Source organism: Paucisalibacillus globulus DSM 18846 (genome assembly GCF_000482485.1).
Lineage (GTDB): Bacteria > Bacillota > Bacilli > Bacillales > Amphibacillaceae > Ornithinibacillus > Ornithinibacillus globulus.
Genome location: NZ_AXVK01000027.1, coordinates 20,768 through 43,411 on the forward strand (window position 1 = coordinate 20,768; position 22,644 = coordinate 43,411).

General features: G+C 34.3%; 25 protein-coding genes and 1 riboswitch. Of the genes, 10 read left to right on the top strand and 15 right to left on the bottom strand.

What is annotated here, in order from left to right; genetic code table 11:
* Window position 1 precedes the first annotated feature (1 nt).
* Window positions 2-1,384, bottom strand: a complete 1,383-nt coding sequence (locus K332_RS0107995; RefSeq protein WP_026906974.1) for an isochorismate synthase — start codon at window positions 1,382-1,384, stop codon at window positions 2-4.
* Window positions 1,385-1,623: 239 nt separating this feature from the next.
* Here K332_RS0107995 and K332_RS0108000 point away from each other — a divergent pair, with 239 nt between their 5' ends.
* Both K332_RS0108000 and K332_RS0108005 read left to right on the top strand, forming a co-directional pair.
* Window positions 1,624-2,568 (top strand): 1,4-dihydroxy-2-naphthoate polyprenyltransferase, encoded by a 945-nt coding sequence (locus K332_RS0108000; protein WP_425414451.1) that lies wholly within the window; start codon window positions 1,624-1,626, stop codon window positions 2,566-2,568.
* 40 nt (window positions 2,569-2,608) lie between these two features.
* Entirely contained in the window at window positions 2,609-2,989 is a 381-nt protein-coding gene (locus tag K332_RS0108005) for a hotdog fold thioesterase (protein ID WP_026906976.1), read from the top strand.
* A gap of 38 nt (window positions 2,990-3,027) precedes the next feature.
* Here the strand turns inward: K332_RS0108005 and K332_RS0108010 are convergent, their stop codons facing one another.
* Both K332_RS0108010 and K332_RS0108015 read right to left on the bottom strand, forming a co-directional pair.
* The gene (locus K332_RS0108010) at window positions 3,028-3,606 is read right to left on the bottom strand and encodes an ECF transporter S component (RefSeq protein ID WP_026906977.1); all 579 of its coding nucleotides are present in this window, start codon (window positions 3,604-3,606) and stop codon (window positions 3,028-3,030) included.
* 156 nt (window positions 3,607-3,762) lie between these two features.
* A riboswitch (FMN riboswitch) is annotated at window positions 3,763-3,906 on the bottom strand.
* A gap of 224 nt (window positions 3,907-4,130) precedes the next feature.
* Window positions 4,131-5,186, bottom strand: a complete 1,056-nt coding sequence (locus K332_RS0108015; protein WP_026906978.1) for a M20/M25/M40 family metallo-hydrolase — start codon at window positions 5,184-5,186, stop codon at window positions 4,131-4,133.
* 133 nt (window positions 5,187-5,319) lie between these two features.
* On the opposite strand from K332_RS0108015, the gene K332_RS0108020 reads away from it, so the two are divergent.
* The 4 genes from K332_RS0108020 to K332_RS0108035 all read left to right on the top strand — a co-directional run bounded on the left by K332_RS0108020 (window position 5,320) and on the right by K332_RS0108035 (window position 8,972).
* Entirely contained in the window at window positions 5,320-5,871 is a 552-nt protein-coding gene (locus tag K332_RS0108020) for a thioredoxin family protein (RefSeq protein WP_026906979.1), read from the top strand.
* A gap of 152 nt (window positions 5,872-6,023) precedes the next feature.
* Window positions 6,024-7,025, top strand: coding sequence for a potassium channel family protein (locus tag K332_RS0108025; protein WP_026906980.1), 1,002 nt, complete (start codon window positions 6,024-6,026; stop codon window positions 7,023-7,025).
* Between the two features lie 78 nt (window positions 7,026-7,103).
* On the top strand, window positions 7,104-7,472 hold the full coding sequence (gene yugI, locus K332_RS0108030; RefSeq protein ID WP_026906981.1) for a S1 domain-containing post-transcriptional regulator GSP13: 369 nt from the start codon (window positions 7,104-7,106) through the stop codon (window positions 7,470-7,472).
* A gap of 150 nt (window positions 7,473-7,622) precedes the next feature.
* Window positions 7,623-8,972, top strand: coding sequence for a glucose-6-phosphate isomerase (locus K332_RS0108035; RefSeq protein WP_026906982.1), 1,350 nt, complete (start codon window positions 7,623-7,625; stop codon window positions 8,970-8,972).
* 45 nt (window positions 8,973-9,017) lie between these two features.
* On the opposite strand, the gene K332_RS0108040 is transcribed toward K332_RS0108035, so the two are convergent.
* The gene (locus K332_RS0108040) at window positions 9,018-11,120 is read right to left on the bottom strand and encodes an RNA polymerase sigma factor (protein ID WP_026906983.1); all 2,103 of its coding nucleotides are present in this window, start codon (window positions 11,118-11,120) and stop codon (window positions 9,018-9,020) included.
* A gap of 368 nt (window positions 11,121-11,488) precedes the next feature.
* On the opposite strand from K332_RS0108040, the gene K332_RS0108045 reads away from it, so the two are divergent.
* Window positions 11,489-12,655, top strand: a complete 1,167-nt coding sequence (locus K332_RS0108045) for a MalY/PatB family protein (RefSeq protein ID WP_026906984.1) — start codon at window positions 11,489-11,491, stop codon at window positions 12,653-12,655.
* A 42-nt stretch (window positions 12,656-12,697) separates the two neighbouring features.
* On the opposite strand, the gene K332_RS0108050 is transcribed toward K332_RS0108045, so the two are convergent.
* A complete protein-coding gene (locus K332_RS0108050) occupies window positions 12,698-13,273 on the bottom strand; it encodes a superoxide dismutase family protein (RefSeq protein WP_026906985.1) in 576 nt (191 codons plus the stop codon).
* A 134-nt stretch (window positions 13,274-13,407) separates the two neighbouring features.
* Window positions 13,408-13,593: a hypothetical protein gene (locus tag K332_RS0108055; protein WP_026906986.1), complete on the bottom strand. Its 186-nt coding sequence runs from the start codon at window positions 13,591-13,593 to the stop codon at window positions 13,408-13,410.
* A 141-nt stretch (window positions 13,594-13,734) separates the two neighbouring features.
* Between K332_RS0108055 and kapB the strand changes: the two genes are divergently transcribed.
* Window positions 13,735-14,127 carry a kinase-associated lipoprotein KapB gene (gene kapB, locus K332_RS0108060; RefSeq protein ID WP_026906987.1) on the top strand — a complete coding sequence of 131 codons (393 nt, stop codon included), beginning with the start codon at window positions 13,735-13,737 and terminating at the stop codon, window positions 14,125-14,127.
* Between the two features lie 42 nt (window positions 14,128-14,169).
* On the opposite strand, the gene K332_RS0108065 is transcribed toward kapB, so the two are convergent.
* Window positions 14,170-14,433 (bottom strand): phosphocarrier protein HPr, encoded by a 264-nt coding sequence (locus K332_RS0108065; RefSeq protein WP_026906988.1) that lies wholly within the window; start codon window positions 14,431-14,433, stop codon window positions 14,170-14,172.
* 216 nt (window positions 14,434-14,649) lie between these two features.
* Between K332_RS0108065 and deoD the strand changes: the two genes are divergently transcribed.
* Entirely contained in the window at window positions 14,650-15,357 is a 708-nt protein-coding gene (gene deoD / locus K332_RS0108070; protein ID WP_026906989.1) for a purine-nucleoside phosphorylase, read from the top strand.
* Window positions 15,358-15,494: 137 nt separating this feature from the next.
* Here deoD and K332_RS0108075 read toward each other — a convergent pair whose 3' ends face one another.
* From K332_RS0108075 to K332_RS0108095, 5 genes are all read right to left on the bottom strand, one after another.
* Entirely contained in the window at window positions 15,495-15,689 is a 195-nt protein-coding gene (locus K332_RS0108075) for a DUF6980 family protein (protein WP_026906990.1), read from the bottom strand.
* 226 nt (window positions 15,690-15,915) lie between these two features.
* Entirely contained in the window at window positions 15,916-16,467 is a 552-nt protein-coding gene (lepB, locus tag K332_RS0108080) for a signal peptidase I (protein ID WP_026906991.1), read from the bottom strand.
* Between the two features lie 162 nt (window positions 16,468-16,629).
* Window positions 16,630-16,959 (bottom strand): GNAT family N-acetyltransferase, encoded by a 330-nt coding sequence (locus K332_RS22195; RefSeq protein WP_342665449.1) that lies wholly within the window; start codon window positions 16,957-16,959, stop codon window positions 16,630-16,632.
* A gap of 94 nt (window positions 16,960-17,053) precedes the next feature.
* On the bottom strand, window positions 17,054-17,845 hold the full coding sequence (locus tag K332_RS0108090; RefSeq protein WP_026906992.1) for an aminoglycoside phosphotransferase family protein: 792 nt from the start codon (window positions 17,843-17,845) through the stop codon (window positions 17,054-17,056).
* 291 nt (window positions 17,846-18,136) lie between these two features.
* Entirely contained in the window at window positions 18,137-18,580 is a 444-nt protein-coding gene (locus K332_RS0108095) for an NUDIX hydrolase (RefSeq protein ID WP_026906993.1), read from the bottom strand.
* A 409-nt stretch (window positions 18,581-18,989) separates the two neighbouring features.
* Between K332_RS0108095 and K332_RS0108100 the strand changes: the two genes are divergently transcribed.
* Window positions 18,990-19,463, top strand: a complete 474-nt coding sequence (locus tag K332_RS0108100; protein WP_026906994.1) for a divergent PAP2 family protein — start codon at window positions 18,990-18,992, stop codon at window positions 19,461-19,463.
* Window positions 19,464-19,987: 524 nt separating this feature from the next.
* On the opposite strand, the gene K332_RS0108105 is transcribed toward K332_RS0108100, so the two are convergent.
* The 3 genes from K332_RS0108105 to K332_RS0108115 all read right to left on the bottom strand — a co-directional run bounded on the left by K332_RS0108105 (window position 19,988) and on the right by K332_RS0108115 (window position 22,415).
* Window positions 19,988-20,680 carry a 3D domain-containing protein gene (locus K332_RS0108105; RefSeq protein ID WP_026906995.1) on the bottom strand — a complete coding sequence of 231 codons (693 nt, stop codon included), beginning with the start codon at window positions 20,678-20,680 and terminating at the stop codon, window positions 19,988-19,990.
* Between the two features lie 87 nt (window positions 20,681-20,767).
* Complete coding sequence (locus K332_RS0108110; RefSeq protein ID WP_026906996.1) at window positions 20,768-21,079, bottom strand: YuiB family protein; 312 nt, start codon at window positions 21,077-21,079, stop codon at window positions 20,768-20,770.
* Between the two features lie 121 nt (window positions 21,080-21,200).
* Complete coding sequence (locus K332_RS0108115; protein WP_026906997.1) at window positions 21,201-22,415, bottom strand: NAD(P)/FAD-dependent oxidoreductase; 1,215 nt, start codon at window positions 22,413-22,415, stop codon at window positions 21,201-21,203.
* Window positions 22,416-22,644 lie beyond the last annotated feature (229 nt).

The following is a 22,644-nucleotide window of genomic DNA, read 5'->3' on the forward strand; positions in this document are numbered from 1 at the left end:
ATTATCCCCCTAGGACAGTAAGCATCGGTAAAAATTTAATTCTTGTTTCCTCAAATTCCTCTTCTGGATCTGAATCCTTTACTACTCCGCATCCAGCAAATAAAGAAGCCTTATCACCTTGGATCAGTCCTGAACGGATTGCAACTGCAAATTCTCCATTTTGATTACTATCAACCCATCCAAAAGGGGCTCCGTACCAACCACGATCAAGTAGTTCATGTTCACGTATATAAGTTAATGCCTGTTCCCTTGGCTCTCCACCTAAAGCAGGAGTCGGATGCAGCTTTTCAATTACATCAAAAATACTATATCCTTCTTGAAACACACCACGAACAGGAGTGTAAAGATGCTGTAAATTTCTTAGTTTATAAAGAATCGGTTTATCTGGTAGTTGTAATCCAACACAGAATTCTTCAATAGATTTTTTAATCATTTGAACAACGAAGTCATGCTCTTCCAAATTCTTTTCATCATGCAACAATTGATACCCTATTATCTCGTCTTCTTTATCTGTTTTTCCCCTTGGTGCCGTACCTGCCAAACAAGTAGATAGAAGTTCATTGTTCTCCACTTTCACAAGCCGTTCTGGCGTTGCACCTATAAAACAATCTTGTCCATTCTCATAAGCAAAAATATAACTGGTAGGCTGTGATTGGATTAAACTACTTAAAGTCTCTGTTAAATCAACCTTTTCAGCAAACCATAGTTGTAACTCTCTAGCTAATACCACTTTCTCAACTTGACTAGTAGAGATATACTCAGTAGTCCGTTGAACCAAATTCTTCCACTGATTTGGTTCAACGACATTTTTTTTGATAATAGTTGACTTAGGATGTGATTTCATTCGATATGTTAAAAGCCATTCTTCTTGTTCTGTTAGAAGCTTGTCTAATTCTTCTGGTTTGTCAATTCTACTGACATTGACCGTCACAGTAAGGTAAGTATTTCCTTTATACTCTACCAACATAAATGTAGGTATACGCAATTCATTCTTGGTAAACTTATTCCATAAAGATGTTCTTGTTTTTTTCGGATCAAAATCCATCCCACCAATTGCTGATAGTCCCGTCCCGGGCACCTGATATGGATTGACAACCACTGCATCTTTTGTAACTAGTTTCCATTTTTCATCCAGTTCCGCAATATCCAATTGTTCCTCTGTAATGGTAAGAGCATTTCCAATACCCACCATTATATAATCATCTATCGTACTCATCCAAAAAGTACGATCCATATGTAAATGTAATCCTGCTTCAAAAAAATGAAGAGGATTGATCCATTCGATTTTTTTAGTAAAACTAACAAGTTTTGTGCCAGAGGAATTTAATTTGTCAATCACCTTTTCCAAAGTTGACCTCAATGTTTCCTCTTTAACCTTTACCATTCGATTACCCTCCAAAAAAAGCACATAATAGTCCAACTCTTATTCTATTCCCTTTTTCATAGTTTCTCAAGAAAACAACTATCTACCCTGGATCAACATCATTATAAGTTGCTTTTATTTTCCATATTATAATAGATAGTCCCATGCCAATTTTAAAGTTCTGTCTGATAGACCACTTCTAGTTCATTGACACCCTTAGCCTTTTTGCCTAAACTTAATATGATATTAAGATTAAGGGGATTCAAGTGATGGTAACAACAGATAAAGATCATATTAAAAAAGCTTTAAATGAACGGAATGGTTTTAACGTGTGGTGGCGTTTACTTAGACCACATACACTTACTGCTTCTTTTATTCCAGTTTTTGTAGGAACGATGGTTGCATTAAATACACATGGTATTAATATACTAGTATTTCTAGCCATGTTACTAGCATCCATATTAATTCAATCAGCAACAAATATGTTTAATGAGTACTATGATTATGTAAGGGGACTTGACTCTGATGAATCTGTCGGAATTGGTGGAACGATCGTACGGGACGGAATCCGACCTAAAACCGTACTTCGTCTGGCTCTTATATTTTATAGTATTGCACTAATACTTGGAATTTACATTTGTATAGTTTCTAGCTGGTGGATTGCTATTATAGGACTAGTATGTATGTTATTTGGATACCTCTATACAGGTGGCCCACTACCCATTTCAACTACACCATTTGGGGAACTTTTCTCTGGATTATTAATGGGAACGGTTATTATTGGAATTAGCTACTTTATTCAAACTGGCAGCATAAATAGTTTTGTTATCTTTATTTCTGTTCCAGTGGCTATTTTCATAGGTTGTATTATGCTATCGAATAACATCCGAGATTTAGATGGGGATGAAAAAGGTGGACGTAAAACACTCGCTATTTTGCTTGGACGAGAAAATGCTGTTCGTTTTCTAGGTTTATTATTCTTTGTAGCATTCTTTTTCACTTTATATTTAATTCTTGTTGATGTATTACCATTATGGTCGCTTATAACCTTTATTGCAGTAATTCCGGCTGTTAAAGTAGTAAAAGGTTTCAAAGGGAAGACAAATCCTTTAGAAATGATGCCTGCGATGGTATTAACAGGAAAAACAAATACGATTTACGGATTTTTGTTAGGTATATCATTATTAATTTATTATTTCATCTAAGAACTACTTAAAAAACATATTAGGGGGAGTTTAGATGGAAATGGAACATACTTTATTAGAGTCACTTGGAATTGAGACCATCTCACTGGATAAGGACCTAGTTGTTATGACGATGCCAGTTGATAAACGTACACATCAACCTTTAGGCTATCTCCATGGAGGCGCTAGTGTTGCGCTCGCTGAAACTGCGGCAAGTATAGGAGCGTGTCTACATGTAGACCTAGATAAATTCCATGTTTTTGGTATTGAAATTAATGCAAATCACATTAAAAGTAAAAAAGATGGAACGGTAACCGCAAAAGCAAAACCTATCCACGTAGGTAAATCGTCTATGGTATGGGAGATTAATATTGTTGACGAGGAAGATAACTTAATATGCATTTCCAGATGCACGGTCGCAGTAGTACCAAAAAAGAGCTAATCCATTTATAGATGGATTAGCTCTTTTTATACCTTCATTTATGCAAATTTTGCTTGTTGTTGTTCTATCCAGCGACGCATTTTAATAAATATTGGAACAAATAACAGACCTACGATAATACCTTTAATGATATTAAATGGTAGAATACCTATCCAAACTAGACTTAATTTAGCAGCATGAGTCATATCGCCCCACCCCATCATCAACCCATATACAGGTAATAATATGAAGTAGTTGAACACACCTAACCCAATAGCCATAATGATTGTACCAGTAACTAGACCTGAAACAATACTCTTCACACTCTTATATTTGTGATATAGGATTCCTATTGGTAATACAAGTAAAGCTCCTGCTAAGAAGTTCGCTGTAACTCCAACAATGTCTCCACCACCGATTGCTAAATATAAAACATTCTTAATCACTACTACAATAACACCCGCTAAAGGTGAGAAAATAAGTGCTGCCATAATGGCAGGAACATCACTAAAGTCAATCTTTAAGTAGCTTGGTAATAACGGGAGAGGAAAGTTAATAAAGAATAATAATAACGATACCGCTCCAAGTAAAGATAAAATAATAAGTCTTGTTAAATTTGATGATTTTGCTTGCATCATCATTCCTCCTTCATCTAGTTATCGATTCACATCTCGTGATGAAGGAAAGCCTATTCCTTAAAAAACCAAAAACCCTAAAGCCAGACCTAATTCGGGGGCTTTAGGGTTTAAATCATCATAGGAAATAAAGGCACATAAATGTACCAATGTTCAGCTCGACATCTTCTCCCATCCAGACTTTAACTGTCGGTCCTGGACTTACACCAGGTCAACCGTTTGATGATGTTCAAACGGCTCACGGACTTTGAACCTTCGTTCATTACCGTCGGTCGGGAATTGCACCCTGCCCCGAAGATGGAATCGATATTTTATTGTCAATGATTATTATACATGGTACGTGGTAGTTTGAAAAGAGTTTTGTTTGAATTCGAGATATATATTTCCAAAGCATATAGGTATTATATTGTATCAATATGTCTGTTTAAAATCAGAACAGGATTTCTTTATTTTCCCAAAGAACACGACTTACCACAAAAAAAGGCAACAGAGAGCATACCCTGTCACCAATTTTTAATCTTAAAACCTTAATCTAATGGATTCAAACTTTCTTCCCCAGTTAAACCGCTTATCATTTCAACCAATAATTTAATTTCTTGATCTATATCCTCAAAACTAGCCGTTTCCACTGGTGAATGCATGTAGCGTAATGGTAAAGACACAAGCGAAACAGGAACTCCATGGCCAGTGTATCGCATTTTATCCGCGTCTGTTCCTGTATGTCTAGGTGTTAATTCATATTGAACGTCCATTTGTAACTTCTGAGCAGCCTTTTCTAATAACTCATTTATCTTTCTATTTATTGGAGCGCCTTTTGCTAAGACTGGTCCTTTTTCTAGACGGACATCACCGTGTTTATTTGTATTTACTCCTGGATAATCGGTTGCAAACGTAACATCACATGCAATCGCCATGGTTGGTTCTACTCCCGCAGCTGCAAAGTATGCACCACCCATGTTAGTTTCTTCATTTACAGTACTAGCAGCATAAACTCCGACTGTACAGCCTTTTTTCTTTAACTGACGAAGAACTTCTGCAACAATAAATGCCCCCGTTCGATTATCTAAACCTCTTCCAGAAACATAACGATCCATAAGAATTTCTGATTCTGTTTTATAGACAACTAAATCACCAATTTGCACATATTCCTCCGCTTCCCCTTTTGTTTTAAAACCACAATCAATAAATAGGTCTTCTAGGTCAAAATCATTCTTCAAACCACCATGATGTTGTGCATTGACACCAATAACTCCCGTGATCGTTTTTCCATATCCTAAAACAATTGTTTTCATACCGACAGCAGCCTTCGGGTTAATCCCACCCATTTTATCAAAATGTAAAAATCCATTTTCATCAATTCGATTAACAATAAGTGCAATTTCGTCACAATGTCCTGCTAATAACACTTTAAATTCAGCTTCAGGATTTAGCACACCAATAACATTTCCTGCATTATCAGTCAAAACTTCATCTGCAAACTCTTTATAATAATCACGCATTTTCCTTTGAATAGCTACTTCATCACTTGAGGGTGATGGTGTTCCTAGTAATTCTAGTAAAAAATCTCTATTAGTTTTTTCCAAGTTAGGCAACTCCTTTTAATTATCAATTTAACTGTTTCAATCATACCAAATTTTGCTGTTACCAGGCACTTTTATTTACCAAGAAATAAATTATGATTACAATTTAGATAACAAACCGTAAGGAGGCATTATTATGAGTTTAAATGATTGGTTCGCTAAAGGTATACCAAGTCAAGAGTACATTAATGCTATGCAGAAACATCAGGAAGATCTTCTACATATCTATAATTCCTATACAGTTCCAGATGATAATGAATTTTTCTCCAAACTGAAAGATAAGAACTTACGAGTTATTGTCATCACAGAAGATTGGTGTGGCGATGCAATGATGAATACTCCGATTCTGCTTCATGTAGCAGAACAAACAGAAATGGAAGTTCGTATGATTCTTCGTGATTCTAACTTAGAATTAATGGATCAATATTTAACAAATGGAAAAGCTCGTTCCATTCCTATATTTATTTTCATTGATCAAGCTGGAAATGAAGTTGCAAAATGGGGACCACGAGCTGAACCAGTACAAAATTATGTAGATGAAATAAGAGCAGACCTTCCAGATAAAGAGGCTGGGGACTATAAAGAAAAATTCGATGCAATGATTCAAATTATGTACAGCGAATACAAATCAAATCCAACGTTCTGGAACCATGTATACCAAAGCCTAAAAACAACATTATCAAAATAATACTTTTAGAAACCTACCCCATTTGGAGTAGGTTTTATTATTTTTCAAATCAATTAATGTTTTCTTACTCATCATTGTAGTCTACATTTTTTTCTATAGTATTGCTATAACTGTACATACTAATCAAACACGAATAATAATTAGGTGAGAAAATGAACATCGAGCAATTCAAACACATTTACTTTCGACTACCAATCCTAATTCGATTATTTTTAACAATTTTACTGGTTATGATTCTTTTTGGTACCATTATCCATTTTATCGAACCATCCCAATTCCCAACTATATTCGACGGTGTATGGTGGGCAGTTGTTACTGGTGCAACAGTTGGGTACGGTGATTATGTTCCACTTACAGTGATGGGTAGAATTATCGGTATCATCTTAATTCTAACAGGGGGAGGATTACTCACTTTCTATATTACACAATTTGCAGCTGCAACCGTCCAGCATGAAAATGATTTATCACAAGGAAAAGTGGCTTATAAGGGGAACAACCATATTATTTTAGTAGGATGGAATGAACGGACAAGAATTTTAATGGACCAAATCTTAAAACATAATTCAAAAGCAGAAATTGTCCTTATTGATCAAACCGTTACCCAGATGTCTTATCAGCACTACCCTATTCATTTTATCCATGGTGACCCAACTGATGACTATTTTCTACAAAAAGCAAATATTCAAGTAGCATCCAAAGTAGTTATTAGTGCCGATAACCATAAAAGTGAAAAACAAGCAGATAATCAATCAATATTGACGGTTGTTGCGATACGAGGAAACAATAATGAAGTCCCGATTATAGTGGAAATAATGACTATGGCACAAATCGACAATGCCATCCGTGCAGGGGCCAGTACTATCCTTAGACCTAATGACTTTATGAGTACCCTCCTTTATCAGGAGGTTTTAAAAAGTAAGGCAAAACCATTTGAAACAGTCATACATTTATTAAAGGACCAACATTTTCATCATTTTAAAATACCCGAAGAATTTGTAGAAAAGCCTTTTATTGACGTACTATATAATTTAAAATTAGATGATTATCTTCTACTAGGTATTCTACGAAAGAAGGATTGGATTTTTAATCCAAATAAAGATTTTCTATTACAGAAAGAGGATATATTAATTACGTCAATATTATGGAAACCTTAATATTTTTGCCCCAATCCAAAATGTATGTTAAAATTATTTATTGTGTGAAAAGAAACGAAGGTATAGGAGATGTTCAGCATGACAGAGAAATTAGAAGTAGGTCAAATAATAACTGGAAAAGTAACTGGAATTCAACCATATGGTGCGTTCGTAGCGCTTAATGATGAAATTCAAGGATTAGTTCATATTTCAGAAGTAACACATGGCTTTGTAAAAGATATTAACGACCATCTTACAGTTGGAGATGAAGTTAATGTTAAAGTATTGAATGTTGATGAAGCAAACAATAAAGTTTCATTATCTATTCGTGCAACGGAAGAACCACCTAAGAAACAAGAAAAACCTCAAGTTAAGAAAACGGTTAAACTTGAAGAAAATACTTCTGGATTCAATACATTAAAAGATAAACTGGAAGAATGGATCGAACAATCCGAATTTAAAAACTAATATTCCAGTTAGAGGCTTCCCCCATCAACATTATCTTAATTGCTAATATTGATGGGAGAAGCCTCTTCTTTGTTGTAATTTTGTCGTATTATTGATTACAATAAAGCAGAAGCTAAATTAAATTATACTTATACTATTTAGGAGGACAATATGACACATATACAATTTTCCTATCAACATGCATTAGATTTTCTAAATAAGGGAGAACTAGATAACTTATCAGAATTCGTTACAGTTGCCCACCAAGCAATACATAATAAAACTGGACCAGGAAATGACTTTTTGGGCTGGGTAGAACTACCAGAGAATTATGATAAAGAAGAATATAGTCGTATTAAAGCTGCTTCCGAAAAAATCAAGAACAATTCCGATATCCTACTTGTAATAGGTATTGGTGGATCGTATTTAGGAGCAAAAGCGGCACTAGAAATGTTAAATCATTCGTTTCAAAATATGTTAGCAAAAGAACAACGAAAAGTTCCGCAAATTATTTTTGTTGGACATCATATGAGTTCAACTTACATGAAAGAATTATTTGACGTATTGGAAGGAAAAGATTTCTCTATCAACATTATTTCTAAGAGTGGTACTACAACGGAACCAGCGATTGCTTTCCGTATTTTCAAGAAATACTTAGAAGATAAATACGGTAAAGAAGAAGCAAGAACACGTATTTTTGCTACAACTGACAAAGCAAAAGGTGCATTAAAAGGTGTAGCAGATGAAGCGGGCTATGAAACCTTTGTAATTCCAGATGATGTTGGTGGCCGATTCTCTGTATTAACTGCTGTTGGCTTATTACCGATTGCAGTTAGTGGAATTACTATTGATGACATGATGCAAGGTGCAAGAGATGCGATGAATGACTTCAACGAACCAAACCTTGAGAAAAATATAGCTTATCAATATGCTGCTGTAAGAAATGTTCTATATAACAAAGGAAAAACGATAGAAATGCTTGTTAATTATGAGCCAAGCTTACAGTACTTTTCTGAATGGTGGAAGCAACTATACGGAGAAAGTGAAGGTAAAGATCAGAAAGGTATTTTCCCTACTTCAGCAAACTTTTCAACTGATCTTCATTCATTAGGACAGTACATTCAAGAAGGGCGTCGTGATTTGTTTGAAACAGTCATCCATGTAAACAAATCTAAATTAGACCTAACACTTGAAGCTGAGGAAAATAATTCAGACGGCCTTAATTATCTTGCAGGCAAAACGATTCATGAAATCAATGATAAAGCATATCAAGGTACACTGTTAGCCCACACGGACGGCGGAGTACCTAACTTATCCATCGAAGTACCGGAACTTAATGCATACACATTCGGTTATCTTGTATATTTCTTTGAAAAATCCTGCGCATTAAGTGGATACCTGTTAGGTGTAAATCCATTCAATCAGCCTGGTGTAGAAGCATATAAGAAAAACATGTTTGCATTATTAGGAAAACCAGGATTTGAAGCAGAAAAAGAAGAGTTAGAAAAGCGTTTGAAATAATAGAAAGACAGCCCATCCATTAAAGATGATGGGCTGTCTACTTTTTTACTGGGAAATTTTCCAAATACTATTTTCTTTTATTAGATCCAAGGATGTAAGTAAATCACCCTCCCAATCGGTAAAATAGAGAATCGCTGTATTTTCCGCTGTATATTCTGTTAATACAAAACCAGTTGAATTTCTTATTTTGGACCACTTATCTTGTAATTCTTCACTCGGTTTTTCCGATGTTACTAATAAAGTATACGTACTCACATCTTCTTTATCAAAAGCGTAGGCAAATAATGACACGGTTTCTAAAGGATCCATTTCGACTAGCAAGTTGGAATCCAAACTACTACTATACTCTTTATAAATTACACCGGTATTATCCATAATAGGCCAGCGGTTACGTTCAACTATATCTTCATACTTTACGTTTTTATATTTGTCATCAAAAAGAAATTTAACCTGATTAAATGCTATGTAATCTTGTTTTCTTTTCCAATCATTCTCTTCCCATTCTAGTAATGTATCCTTTATTATATTCCAATAGATTGAATCTGGATTATCTTCTAGGAATCTGTAGTATTCTTCTTTTTCTTCCTCACCTACTTTTTCTTGCCCATTCCAAATTCCTAAATATTGATTCAGATTGTTGACCAAATCATTATATAAATATCCAAGAAATTCTTCATCATACTCATCACTGTACTGATTAATAAGTACTTCAACATCCAATAGATTGCTTTTTAATTCCTTCCAATCAGACCAATCTATAGCGTATTGATTAACCGTATAATCCACATAGCTTAAATAGGCTTCTCCATACCCCTTATTAACTAGTTTGTCCTTTAACTCTTCATAGTCTAACTTAACAGTTAAATAACCATATTCTGGATCCCTGTTTATCAAGTAACCTTGTTCATTTAATATCTGAAGAATTTTTTTCAACTCTACTGGTCCTGTATATTTTTCTGGACTATCTTGTAATTCTACTATAGTCTCGTAATCATCAACCGAGATAGTTGAGATAAGTTTATCTAAATAATTCTGAAACTCCATTTCATACATGTATGATACGTGTAATACTTCCAAGAAAGAATCTGGACTTGCAATGGAAGGTGATTCTAATTTCTCTATAACTGTTGAAGGCGGTGTTAACAACCAATCAATATAGAATTTTGTATCATCTACTCCACCATGCATTTCTGGAGAGCGTTTTAACTCTTCAATCATTGATCTTGCGCTTGTCACAACCGGAAAGCTGCTTACATCATCCAACCCAATTTCTATCGAAAAATTCTCAATGGCTTGTTCCAAATAATTAATAATTTCCGGATCTATTTCATATTCTTCCGGTTCTGTAATAGCAACTACTTCAGTAGCCTCTCTCTTTGCTGCTTCCTTCTCCTCTTGTGCTGCTTTTAGTTCCATCACTTTCTGTTCCTGAATATAATTAAGTCCTAATGTAGCAAATAAAAATAAACCTATGACAGCGCCAAAAGTAGGCAAAAGCTTTTTCCATTTTTGAGATTTTCTAGCTTGGTCAATCCGCGACATAATTTCTTGTTTATCTGTAAACTCTGGTAGCCTCTCATATACGTATTTCATTTCACCTAAGTTATCATGAAGACTTTTCTCTTGATGTGGAGTTACTTCCTTCTCGTACTTTGCTTTTAATATCTTTTCACCCTGCTGTATTCTTTTACTCAGTTCTTCTTCATTTGTTTTAAGAATAGTCGATAGCTCGTTACTTTTCTTCCCATAGAAGTGGTGGAAGATTAGTGGCAATTTATACTTACTATTCATCTCACGCAGATATATCTGATTGGAAATATGGTCTTGCTTTTCAAAAAAATATCCGTATTGACTGGAATCGTTATTAATCCCGTAAACCTTCTGAACCTTTTTCTGTCTGCGGTCGTCATCTTTTAACGTGTGAATCATTAGTTGATAAATGAAAATTGACAATGGACCTTGTTCAAATCTGTCTAGCTTATACGCTATCCTTATAAAAACTTCTTTTACAACTTCCGAAATTCTCTTAGGATCTACCCCATATTGAAATACGAATTTTTCTATTATAGGCTTGTATTGATCGATTAAATATTCGAAGGCTGACTGTTCTTTCTCCCTTAACAGTTTTATAAGTACATCCTCATGCATTTAGTATCCCCCCTTTTACCATGGCTTCTTATATATGTAACGTATCTATTCACCTTAAGGTTTCAGTTAAATAAGATTATTTCAAATTAAAATAAGTTTATAATTATTATTGTAACAGGGACTTCCTAATAAATTAAGGCATTTGATTTAGAAGTAGGATCAACAAAAATGAATCTTCATCGTTCAAACTTAAAAGAATTAAAAAAAATTTTTAGAAAACATGTTTAAAATTATTGTATCAGGGTATAACTAATAGCGTAAGACTTTCTCGTATTCCCCCTGTAGGCAAGGCGTATTTAACGCTTTGCTCTTTTTTTTTGCTTTTTTAAGGTATACTTGTAGTGGAAAAAATAATAGGAGGTAGTACTATGGGAATTTTTGAAACTATACATAATAGAAAAAACACTCGCTCTGTAAAGTGGGATTTGGTTAAAGACCTGTTCCAGTCTGAGGATGTACTCCCTATGTGGGTCGCAGACATGGACTTTCAAGCTCCAGAAGCAGTAAATCAAGCATTAATCGAAAGAGCTACACATGGTATCTATGGTTACACTATTGTTGATGAAAGTGTAAAATCTTCCATTGTCAATTGGATATCCAAAAGACACCATTGGAAAATCGAATCGCATTGGCTATCATTTAGTCCTGGTGTTGTAACTACTCTCCATATGGCGATCCAAGCTTTGACGGAGCCTGATGATGCTATATTAATTCAAACTCCTGTTTACACACCATTCTATAACGTCATTGAAGCTCATAACCGTAAGATAGTGAGAAATCCTTTAATTCTAGATGGAAATAAATACATGATTGACTTTCTCGATTTTGAAGAAAAATTAAAGCAGGGTATTAAAGCATTTATTCTTTGTAATCCCCATAACCCAGTAGGAAGGGTGTGGACAAAAGAGGAACTGGAGAAAATGGTAACACTTTGCGAGGAGTATAATGTTTTAATCATTTCTGATGAAATCCATAGTGATTTAACATTTCCTAATAAAAAACATATATCGATTGCTTCTATATCCGAAGAAATTGCCAATAATAGTGTAACTTGTATGGCCCCTTCCAAAACATTTAATTTAGCAGGCCTACAAGCATCGTACGCAATAACTCCTAATAAAATAATTCGTGAAAAACTGGATCAGCAATTTTTTACACAAGGATTCCATGGGTTAAATACGATGGGGAATACAGCTTTAGAGGCAGCCTATAACTATGGCGAGGAATGGCTTGATGGATTACGCGAAATAATACATAGTCATTATCACTTTGTTAAAGATAAGTTAGAAAAACATACAAAGTTGCGTGTGTCAGACGGAGACGGTACATACTTAGTGTGGATTGATTGTAGCTCATTAAATTTGGATGCAAAAGGCTTAAAGAAATTCTTTAATGAAGAGGCAAAAGTTGGGCTTAATGCTGGTGTAGATTACGGGAAAGAAGCAGAGCAGTATATGCGAATGAACATTGCTTGTCCAAAAGAAATTCTTGAAGAAGGTGTCTACCGAATTATTCAGGCATTACAAAATAGATAAAGTCAAAGCGCGGGCAAAATGATGATATGCTCGCGCTTTATTTTATTCTTGTTTTTCATTAAATTCTGTCGGGTCAGTTGGCGATTCTGTTGCCTCATTTCCTTTACCCGATTTAATCTCGCCACAAATGATTCTAGTACCAGAATCCCCACTTGGTTGCGATATCCCATCATCTTGGTTTTCACTAACGATTAAGGAAGTACCCTCTCCTCTTAGAAGAGACATTTTTCCTTCTTTCAATGTAGCGCCTGGAAGCATTAACTCAACATCAACTAGTCCACCGGCATCCGCTTCAATATTGGGCATGTCCCCTAAGTGAGGTCCTTTTGGATGCATTAGGCCATGCTCTTTACCCTCAGGATCTAAATGATTTCCAGCACTTTTAAAATCAGGTCCCTCACATTTTGCATACTCATGAACATGAAGTCCATGAAAACCCGGAGTGAGACCTTCCAGTTTTAATTTTACTTGTACACCATCAGGACCATCTAACAACTGTGCAGTTCCAACCATGTCACCTGATGCATTATACATTTCTACATTTTTAGATGTTTCTTCTTTGCTTTGGCAAGCAGAAAGTATGAAGAATGGTAAAAGGAATACAAATACGAATCGCATTTCCACTACTCCTTTTTTGTATTATAAAGATAGTATTTACAAAAAACGAGTCGGTAAACATGATTTGTAACCTTGTCTGCTGGTTCAATTTATATCCAAAATCTCCCCAACAAAAAAGACAAGGATTACCCTGTCTAATCTAGTTTGTTATGTTTTTCTAGTTGATTCTTATAATCCATGTCGAATTTCTTTTCCTGCTTTTTGGAGTACTTGTAAAAAAAATAGAATGCTGCACCTGCCGCAACAATAAATAATACTAGTACAATTACAGCTGGTATATATTCAGATTTATCTTCCGGAAAATATAAAAACGGCATCATTTTTTATCACGTCCTTCTTTCATTTAGTATATCAAATTTAATCCATTTATTTAAAGTCGGAAGTTTATTGTTCGCGATATTGTTCAAAGTTTGGCAAAATGAATATAAGTCTTACAGAAATTATATAAAGGAGTTAGCTATATGAGTGAGTTTTCATTAGGAGATAGAGTACAAGTACCAAGTAAATCAGGTATTTATATTGGAGAACTAATCGAAGATAGAAATGATAAATACTTAGTTAAAGTTCTAGCTGTAATGAAACATCCAATGCAAGGTGATCTACACCATCCTAAACAAGTAGAGAATGTCCTATTTCATGAACGAAAGGCTTTAGCTCAATTTGAGAAAGTAAATGTTTTAAAAAGTGTTGTCCATTCCTATTCCGACGAATTACCAGATTACGGAAAATCACTCAAATCTGCCGTAGAGAATTATCGAAAACAATTGGAATCCAAAACTACCCCGTATAACAAAGAAGCGTTAAAGGCTCTAAAGATAGTAGAAGAAAGTTATTACCTAGGACGATATTATTAAACAAAAGGCTGTCTGGATAATTATCTCAGACAGCCTTTTAAATTATTTACCTAAGTTTTCTTTAATTACTTCAGAAATACCTTGGATTGCTTCTTCTTCGTCACTACCAGTAGCTGAAACTTTAATATCAGCACCCTTAGGAATTCCTAGTGACATAACACCCATGATAGACTTAAGGTTAACTGTTTTTTCATTGTAAGTTAACTCAATCTCAGATTGATATTGACCAGCTTTATTAACTAATAAAGTAGCTGGGCGAGCGTGTACACCTGTATCTGCAGTAATATTGAATGTTTGTTCTTTCATTTTCATTTCATCCTTCCAACGTAAGTTTTGCTAGTACAAATTTTATGTACTTTTGCTTCAATTATACAGAAAATAATTCGTGAATAAATGAACTTACTTTTATTATAACTAATTTCTACGTTAAAGAAAACTAAAATGCAAATGAATTATTGTTTGTTTTTAAATAGCTGTTATGATAACTTAATGATTATATTAGCTTAACTAGGAGGAAATCATATGAGTGTACATATTGGAGCTAAAAAAGGTGAAATTGCAGATAAAATATTACTTCCAGGAGATCCACTAAGGGCGAAATACATCGCTGAAACTTTCCTAGAGGATGTATCTCAATATAATCAAGTTCGTGGAATGTATGGATTCACTGGTACATATAAAGGTGAAAAGGTATCTGTCCAAGGCACAGGAATGGGTGTTCCATCTATTTCAATTTATGTCAATGAATTAATTCAAAGTTATGATGTTCAAAAACTAATTCGCGTTGGTACTTGTGGTGCAATTCAAAAGGATGTAAACGTTCGCGATGTTATTTTAGCACAAGGTTCTACAACAGATTCTAGAATGAATCAACTTATCTTTAACGGTATCGATTACGCACCATTAGCTGACTTTGATTTATTACGGAAAGCATATGAAGTGGGAACAGAAAAAGGAATGAAAATTCGCGTAGGAAATGTATTTACTAGTGATACTTTCTATCGTGATAATGCTGCTGAGGTTAATGAGTTACTTGCGAAATATAAAGTATTAGCAATTGAAATGGAAACTACAGCATTATACACACTTGCAGCTAAGTTTGACCGTCAAGCTCTTTCTGTTTTAACTGTATCTGACCATATTATCACTGGTGAAGAGACAACCTCTGAAGAGCGTCAAACAACATTCAATGAAATGATGGAAATTGCTTTAGAAGCAGCCATTAAATAGGATTGCTTTATTAATTTAATTCAGTCATTGCGGAGAAAAACCAAAATCTTAGGTCAATTAACCAATAATTTAGATATAAATTTAATATTATAAACAGTACAAAAAGGCTTGAGGGCAATTTACCTCAAGCCTTTTGATTATAATTTTGACCCACACCACGGACAGAAAGCAATTCCTATTCTTGAAGAACCACCATCATGAATTATCAAACCGTAGTCTCTATCTTTCATATCAAATATAATTATTTTATCAGGGCAGTCAAATGGATTTTCATGAATATCACACTTAAAATTTGCATGAAAGTCCATATCAACACAGCAATGTTTTATCATAATTCAATTCTCCTAGTATTAGTAAGGCATAAGTTATTTCAAAGAGCTATTCTTTTATTAACTCTATATCACTATTTGGTAAAATTGGCTTCTTATCAGTAAATGATATCAAATATTTTTCCTCTATGACAACATCTTCGAACGAAGTTACTAATTTTGCATGTATACCCCGTTATTATAAAATAAAGAGGATGATAACATAATTGAAGCTATCATTAGTTAAAATCTACTTACTGATAATCTTTATTTCTTTAATAGGGAAATAAACAATATTTGTTGTTCCTATTATCTTTTCCATTGGAATAGCTCCCAGATGACGACTATCTGTACTATCTCTTCTATTATCACCCATGACGAACAAATGTCCTTCTGGAACTATATCACTACCAATTGGTGTTTCTTGTAAGGTAAATGAATCGGTTAGAGATCCATCCACAATTATTTCTTTAAGTTCGTCTAAATACGGTTCATCATAAGGTATACCATTAATATATAAAGTGTCATCTCTATACTCAATATGGTCTCCTGGTAATCCAATCACACGTTTTATGTAATCCTCGCTCTCTGATTTATGAAATACGACGATATCAAATCTTTCAGGTTCCCCTATTTTTGTTACAATCATCCGTTCTTTATTTTGCAAAGTAGGTTCCATTGAATAGCCATTAACAACAACTGGAGTAAATAAAAAGGTCCGAATAATAAAAGCTATAACAATCGCTATAAAGAATGCCTTGATCCATTCGAAAATCACATTTTTGTTTTTTATATTTTCCATTCCCACTCCCCCACTCTTTATACTTCCACCCGTAAATCCAAAAATGATAATTCAAATTTAAAAGCAAAAGTTTTCCTTTCACTTAAAAAGGAATTCCTTTTTGATTTCCTTTTTGAACAGAAACCCACTGGCCTAAAGCACCGCATTCTTTTTGTTGGCTAGTTATGTCATTAAGAATAGAGTGCCTATTCCCTCGTTCCGTCTATTAGGATTTAAATACAGGACAAAAAGTTCACCAGAGGTATCACTAATCATTCCACCTCCACCAGCACCTAAGACTACATCATTTTCCACAGCAACAAAATATCCTCCCCATTCCTTAGATGAATATGTAACCTCGTTTAATATTCTTTCATTATTATAATAATCCTTTATTACTGTCTCGATATACTCCTTTGAGTAAATATCACTGTACGTTGCCCAATAGCCTTCTCTACAAACTTTTCCTATTCCTTCAACGTGAACAGGATTTGCTTTACAAATTTTTATCATAAATAAATCCTCCTATTCCTTATTGAACTAATCTACCACTTAAGACAATAACCAAATTTTTTTACTAATGCATACATTCAACAAAACCTTCCCTTTAAATCCACTCTTTTCCATGTTCCCTAATGAATTTAATATCCTCTTGATAATGTTCAATATGCCCTTCATCTATCATCTTTTGAAAAGCAATGTCACCTTCACTTGCTTTTCTTTTAATAGTTTTACATAATCCTTCTAATCGCAGCAATACCATTTCCAAATAATCATTTTCTATCTCCTCACCGTAGAATTCAAAAAACAATTTAATCCTTTGTTTAATACGGCCAACATGCTTTAAAGAATTATAATAAACAGCCTCACCTGCTTCAGAATGATAAACTCTGCTTAAGGGGACGCAAGTGTATAGAGTATAGGCTATGTCCCAAAGTCTGGGACCAGGACCAGCAACATCAAAATCAATGATCCCTGTTGGTTTTTCACGATTAAAAATAATGTTGTATATTGCAAAATCATTATGACAAAGTATCTCATACGGGTGAGGAGTGTTATCTAGTGGTTCCCAGCTATCATCAAATGAAAAATCACTCACAGAATCATGATATTGACGGAGCATTTTCGCAATTTCTATTAAGACATTATTAGACCACATATATTCTTTTAACGGATAATTCCCAGCTTCTCCCTCAATAAAGGTTAATATTTCTCGCCCTATTCCATCAATCCCCAATAATTTTGGTGCATAGTTGAAATCTTTATTCTCCAGATGTTTTAATAACTTATGAATTTGGGGACTATCTGCTTTTAAGTTTCGTCGAACAGTATCACCCAATCGATAAACAGTAGAGACATTCCCTCCAGTTAGAACTTCTTCGTTTTCGTGATTTGACATCATAAATACTTCCTTCTTATGGTTTTTAAATCTTAAAACAAATCCGGCTTTCTGGATTACCCTGCCCCGTTCACAAAATCTTATTGTACAAATAATGCATATCTTTTTTTGCTATTAGCACAATATTCGGAAACAAATTCTCAAAATAAAGACCATCATTAGGATGATCAATGGTTTGACTATTGTCGCCTATATTTTACGTACACTTCTTCATAAACTTATCATTTTCAAACTACATTTATTACAGAAATGTTAACTCGATACTGTTTCCATTCATTTTATCTAACACCATTACTTTATGTACCCAATCTTTTCTAATATTTTTTTGGACGTATAGTTTAAATTTGGTAAAGAATCTAAGGGAAAGTAAGCTAACTCCAAACTTTCTTGATCTTTATTTATTTTTCCAGTTACATCCAAAGCCTTGAATATAACAGTAGCATTATATATCTCGTCTCCATGAGGAAATTTATAATAAAATTCCTTACCTGAAGCTACTCCTAATATTTCCAAGTGATTTGTAATAAGTCCTGTTTCTTCATACAACTCTTTTATGGCTGTCTCTTCAAAGCTATCCCCTAACTCCATACCCCCGCCAGGGATTCCCCAATCGTGTGTGTCTGAACGTAATTGTAATAATAATTCATTCTCATTATTTATCACAATTATTGCTGAACCAGGAGCAATAATTGGTCTTGTACCAATAACACTTCTAAGTAATTGAATATAATTCATCATTTTCTCCTTTAATTGAATATAACCTTACTTCTACAATTCTTCCTACTGAATAACAATCCTTCTTTTACTAAACAACCCTGTTAGCATTTATGAAAAATTGAAATCTATCTAGGGAGTTGGAGAATGTAATTTTCAAAACTTTTAATTATATTCTAACATAAAATAACATCGACCATTAAGTTTTAATAAAGGTGAGAATTGACATACCAATTAGCGATTAAATTAACGCCTATGTATCTGCACAAAGAGATTATATATTGTTACAATGCTATTATGAGATGCTGCTAAATTATGCTAATCCATAGAAATTCCATAGTATCTTTACAAGTTATTCATATCGCTTGCAGTCCAGTCTATGCTAAAATAGCAACTATAATTAGAAAACTAACCGAAAGGAAAATACATCATGGCACTTTTTTCAAACTTTCCAATTACAGCAGCACTTGCAGCAATTATCTTTGCACAGGTTGTCAAAATACCGATTCATTTTATTGCAACGAGAGAATTCTTACCTGGTCTAGCGTTTAGTACTGGTGGTATGCCTAGTAGCCATTCAGCGGCAGTATCTGCACTATCAACAGCAATTGGCATAATAGAGGGATTTGGATCAACCTTATTTGCTGTAGCTGCCGTATTTAGCGTTATAACCATGTATGATGCTTCTGGAGTACGTAGACAAGCTGGAAAACATGCAACCGTTCTTAATCAATTAGTTGGAGATTTTCAATTATTTATTGATGGAGCAAAAAACTGGGAGAATAAAGAAACATACGAAAGAAGAGAGCAATTAAAAGAATTACTTGGACATAAACCAATAGAAGTCTTTTTTGGAGCAATAACAGGAATATTAGTCGCAATCATACTTTTTCAACTTTATTAAAAAAGATGTTTTTCTAAAAGTTTGATGGTTATTATTATCACAGTTGATGAAAACTGCGCAGTAACTACTGTAAACATTTTTTAGCTGAAATTTTCCTATAAAAATACAGTTTTCCGCTGTTAAGGTCTAAGAGCGCGCAAGACCATGCAACAAAATCAGGAAAACATGAGCCCTCTTATACTGAGCATGTGACCAATTCGGGAAAACATGAGCCCTCACAGCCAGAACATGTGACCGATTCGGGAAATCATAGGTCTCACAGTCAGAACATGCGACCGATTCTGGTAAACATAAGCCCTCACAGTCAGAACATGCGACCGATTCGAGAAATCATGGGCCCTCGCAGACAGCTCATGCGACCAATTTGGGAAATCATAGGCCCGATCATACAAATCATCTGACCAATTCGGGAAATCATAGTCCTTGCCACTGCGCACTTTATACAATGTGTAATTAACATTTTTTTTGAAAATAGCTATAAAAAAAGAGAGGAAGCTTGTTTGCTTACCTCTCTTTACATATGATTAGCTCTTATTCATTTGTTCCCGAAATACTTGAAGTGCTTTATTCTCATTAAGATTAAGAAGAGCTTCCTCTGTGAGTACGCCATTCCCTTTTTCAATTATATAAACATCCACTTCACGTTTTCCCCACTGGGAATAGACATCTTCAATAGAATGAAAATATAAGTCTATTTTATTCCCATTGATAGCGCCACCCTTATCGGCCACAACACCGAACCCATAATCCGGAATCCACATAATGGTACCAACTGGATAAACAGTTAAATCTGCTGCGATTGTAGAATATAGGTCCCGCTTTACTTTCACACCAGAGTACGTAATTCCATATTGAGGGTGATCTGATGTTTTGCCAGTTGATTCTACCCCAGCGGTGTATCCAGTTGCCACTACTGTAGCCTTCGGGTAGTTGTCTATATTAATAACTTCTTCAACTGTTTTAGGTCCTTCTATTTGTTCACTAGAAATGTATTTCTTTTGCTTTTTTAGCACTTTAAATTCTTTTTCCTGTAAAGCTATCTTTCTATATTCTGCTTGTCCGGCATAAAAAACATTTGCAGATACGTTATGATCTTTCTTTAGCATTAACCCAAAATCAGCATAGGTAACATTTGAAATACTTGATAATGTTGCCCAGAATGCTAGTAAAAACAGGCTTGTCATGCCAATTCTTCGTAAAATGTTACTGATTTTCAAATAACAACACCTCTCTGGGTGTCATCATTTCCAATCTAGTAAGATTTTATGCATATTAGATAGAAATCTAATTTATAAAGATTTAAATTAAAACATTTGATAACCACTTTTTCGTAAAAATTTAATTACAATACCAGAAACGATAGTGCCTAAAAATCCAGATGTTAATATTACAATATCCCAACCATTTATCGAGAACAACTCTGAAAAAGCTTTAGAAATTGACTCACCAGGAGACGTGAAATAGTCACCCATCGGAATCTTATCGACAATAAATAGTACAATGAATGGATAAACAAACGCCATTAACCATGTTTTTCTAAGTAGCATATTTAAGATAAAAGCAATACCAAAAAATATGACAAAAAATAAGATAACAGAAACAATTAATTGAATCAATGTATGTATTCTCCTTTGTTAATTCACTTTCGCACAACCTAATTCTATAAGGATTTCAATAAAAAAGCAAAGACTAGGGTACGGTCTTTGCTCCTTATTCTTATATGATTATTCGAAAGACTTAATAAAAGAAATTAAATTTACCTTTTTTAAGCAATAGTCCAACTCCACCTAGTTTTAATAGGTAACGGTTATCAGACATCTTCTTCATGAATGTTGCTTTCCAGCCAAATAGTTTCTTATCACCAAATACAACACCCATAGCATCGTTGTGGCCTAGTGAAGCTAATGTACCTAGTGGTTTATACTCGAAACCTTCTAAATGTTCTTGGCCTTTAACAAGTGCAGTAACATTATGTGCAACAGTTGCAGATTGTTGAATTGCTATTTGTGCAGTTGGAGGGAATGGTCTTCCACTCTCTTCGTTCATAATTAATGCACAATCTCCAATAACAAATACATTATCATATTCAGGAGAACGCATGTCAGGACGAACCTGAATCTTTCCACGATTATGTTCAAATCCAGAATCTGCTACTACTGAACTAGCTTTAACACCAGCAGCCCAAATAGTTGTTAAAGTTGAAACTTCATTTAACTTACCATCTTTTTCATAGACAACACCATCGGCTTTAGCCTCTTTTAACAATGCACCTGTAACAAATTCCACACCACGAGCTTCAAGTGAGTTCATAGCATATTCTATTAGTTCTGGATCAAATCCAGGAAGTACAGTTGGTGCACCTTCTACATTTATAATTCGTACAAGAGATTTATCAATATCATATTCCTTACATAGCTCTGGAACCTTATTAGCTAATTCACCAACAAACTCAATTCCAGTAAATCCGCCACCACCAACAACAATGTTTAGGCGAGCAGGATTCTTATCCTGATGATATTGTGCAAAGTTGTATTCTAAATGTTCTCTAATTAAACGAGAAGAGTTAATATCATTGATCATGAATGCATTTTCTTCAAGCCCTGGAATACCGAATGTTGCTGATTCAAATCCTAAACCAATAACAAGGTAATCATACTCTAATTCACCATTTTCAAGTTTAACTTTATTCTCTTTAGGATTAATTTCAAGAACAGTGTCTTGAACAAAGTTAACTCGGTTTTGCTTGATAACATCTTTAATTGAAATTCTAGCTTGATCTTGATGAACTGTTCCAGCTGAAACTTCATGTAACCATGTAGTTTGGTAATGATAGTCATTCTTATTAACTAGTGTAATGTTTGCTTCGTTTGCACCTAGCGACTTCTGTAATTTAACAGTAGTCATGATTCCTCCGTAGCCAGCACCCAAAACAACGATGTTAGGCTTCTTCATTCATCATCACATCCATCTTTTAAATTTATTATTTTATTATCGTGTATGTGACATTTTTCACGAATATAGATAAAAAAAGATAAAAACTACTCTTTAAATAAATGTCACATAACTGTAATATGTTGTCCATCCTATATAATAGACCTTTTAACTAGAATTTTCAAGCCTAAAAATTACTTGAAATACTTCCCATCCTAAAGACTGATAAATTACAAGTGTTGGCTTTTTG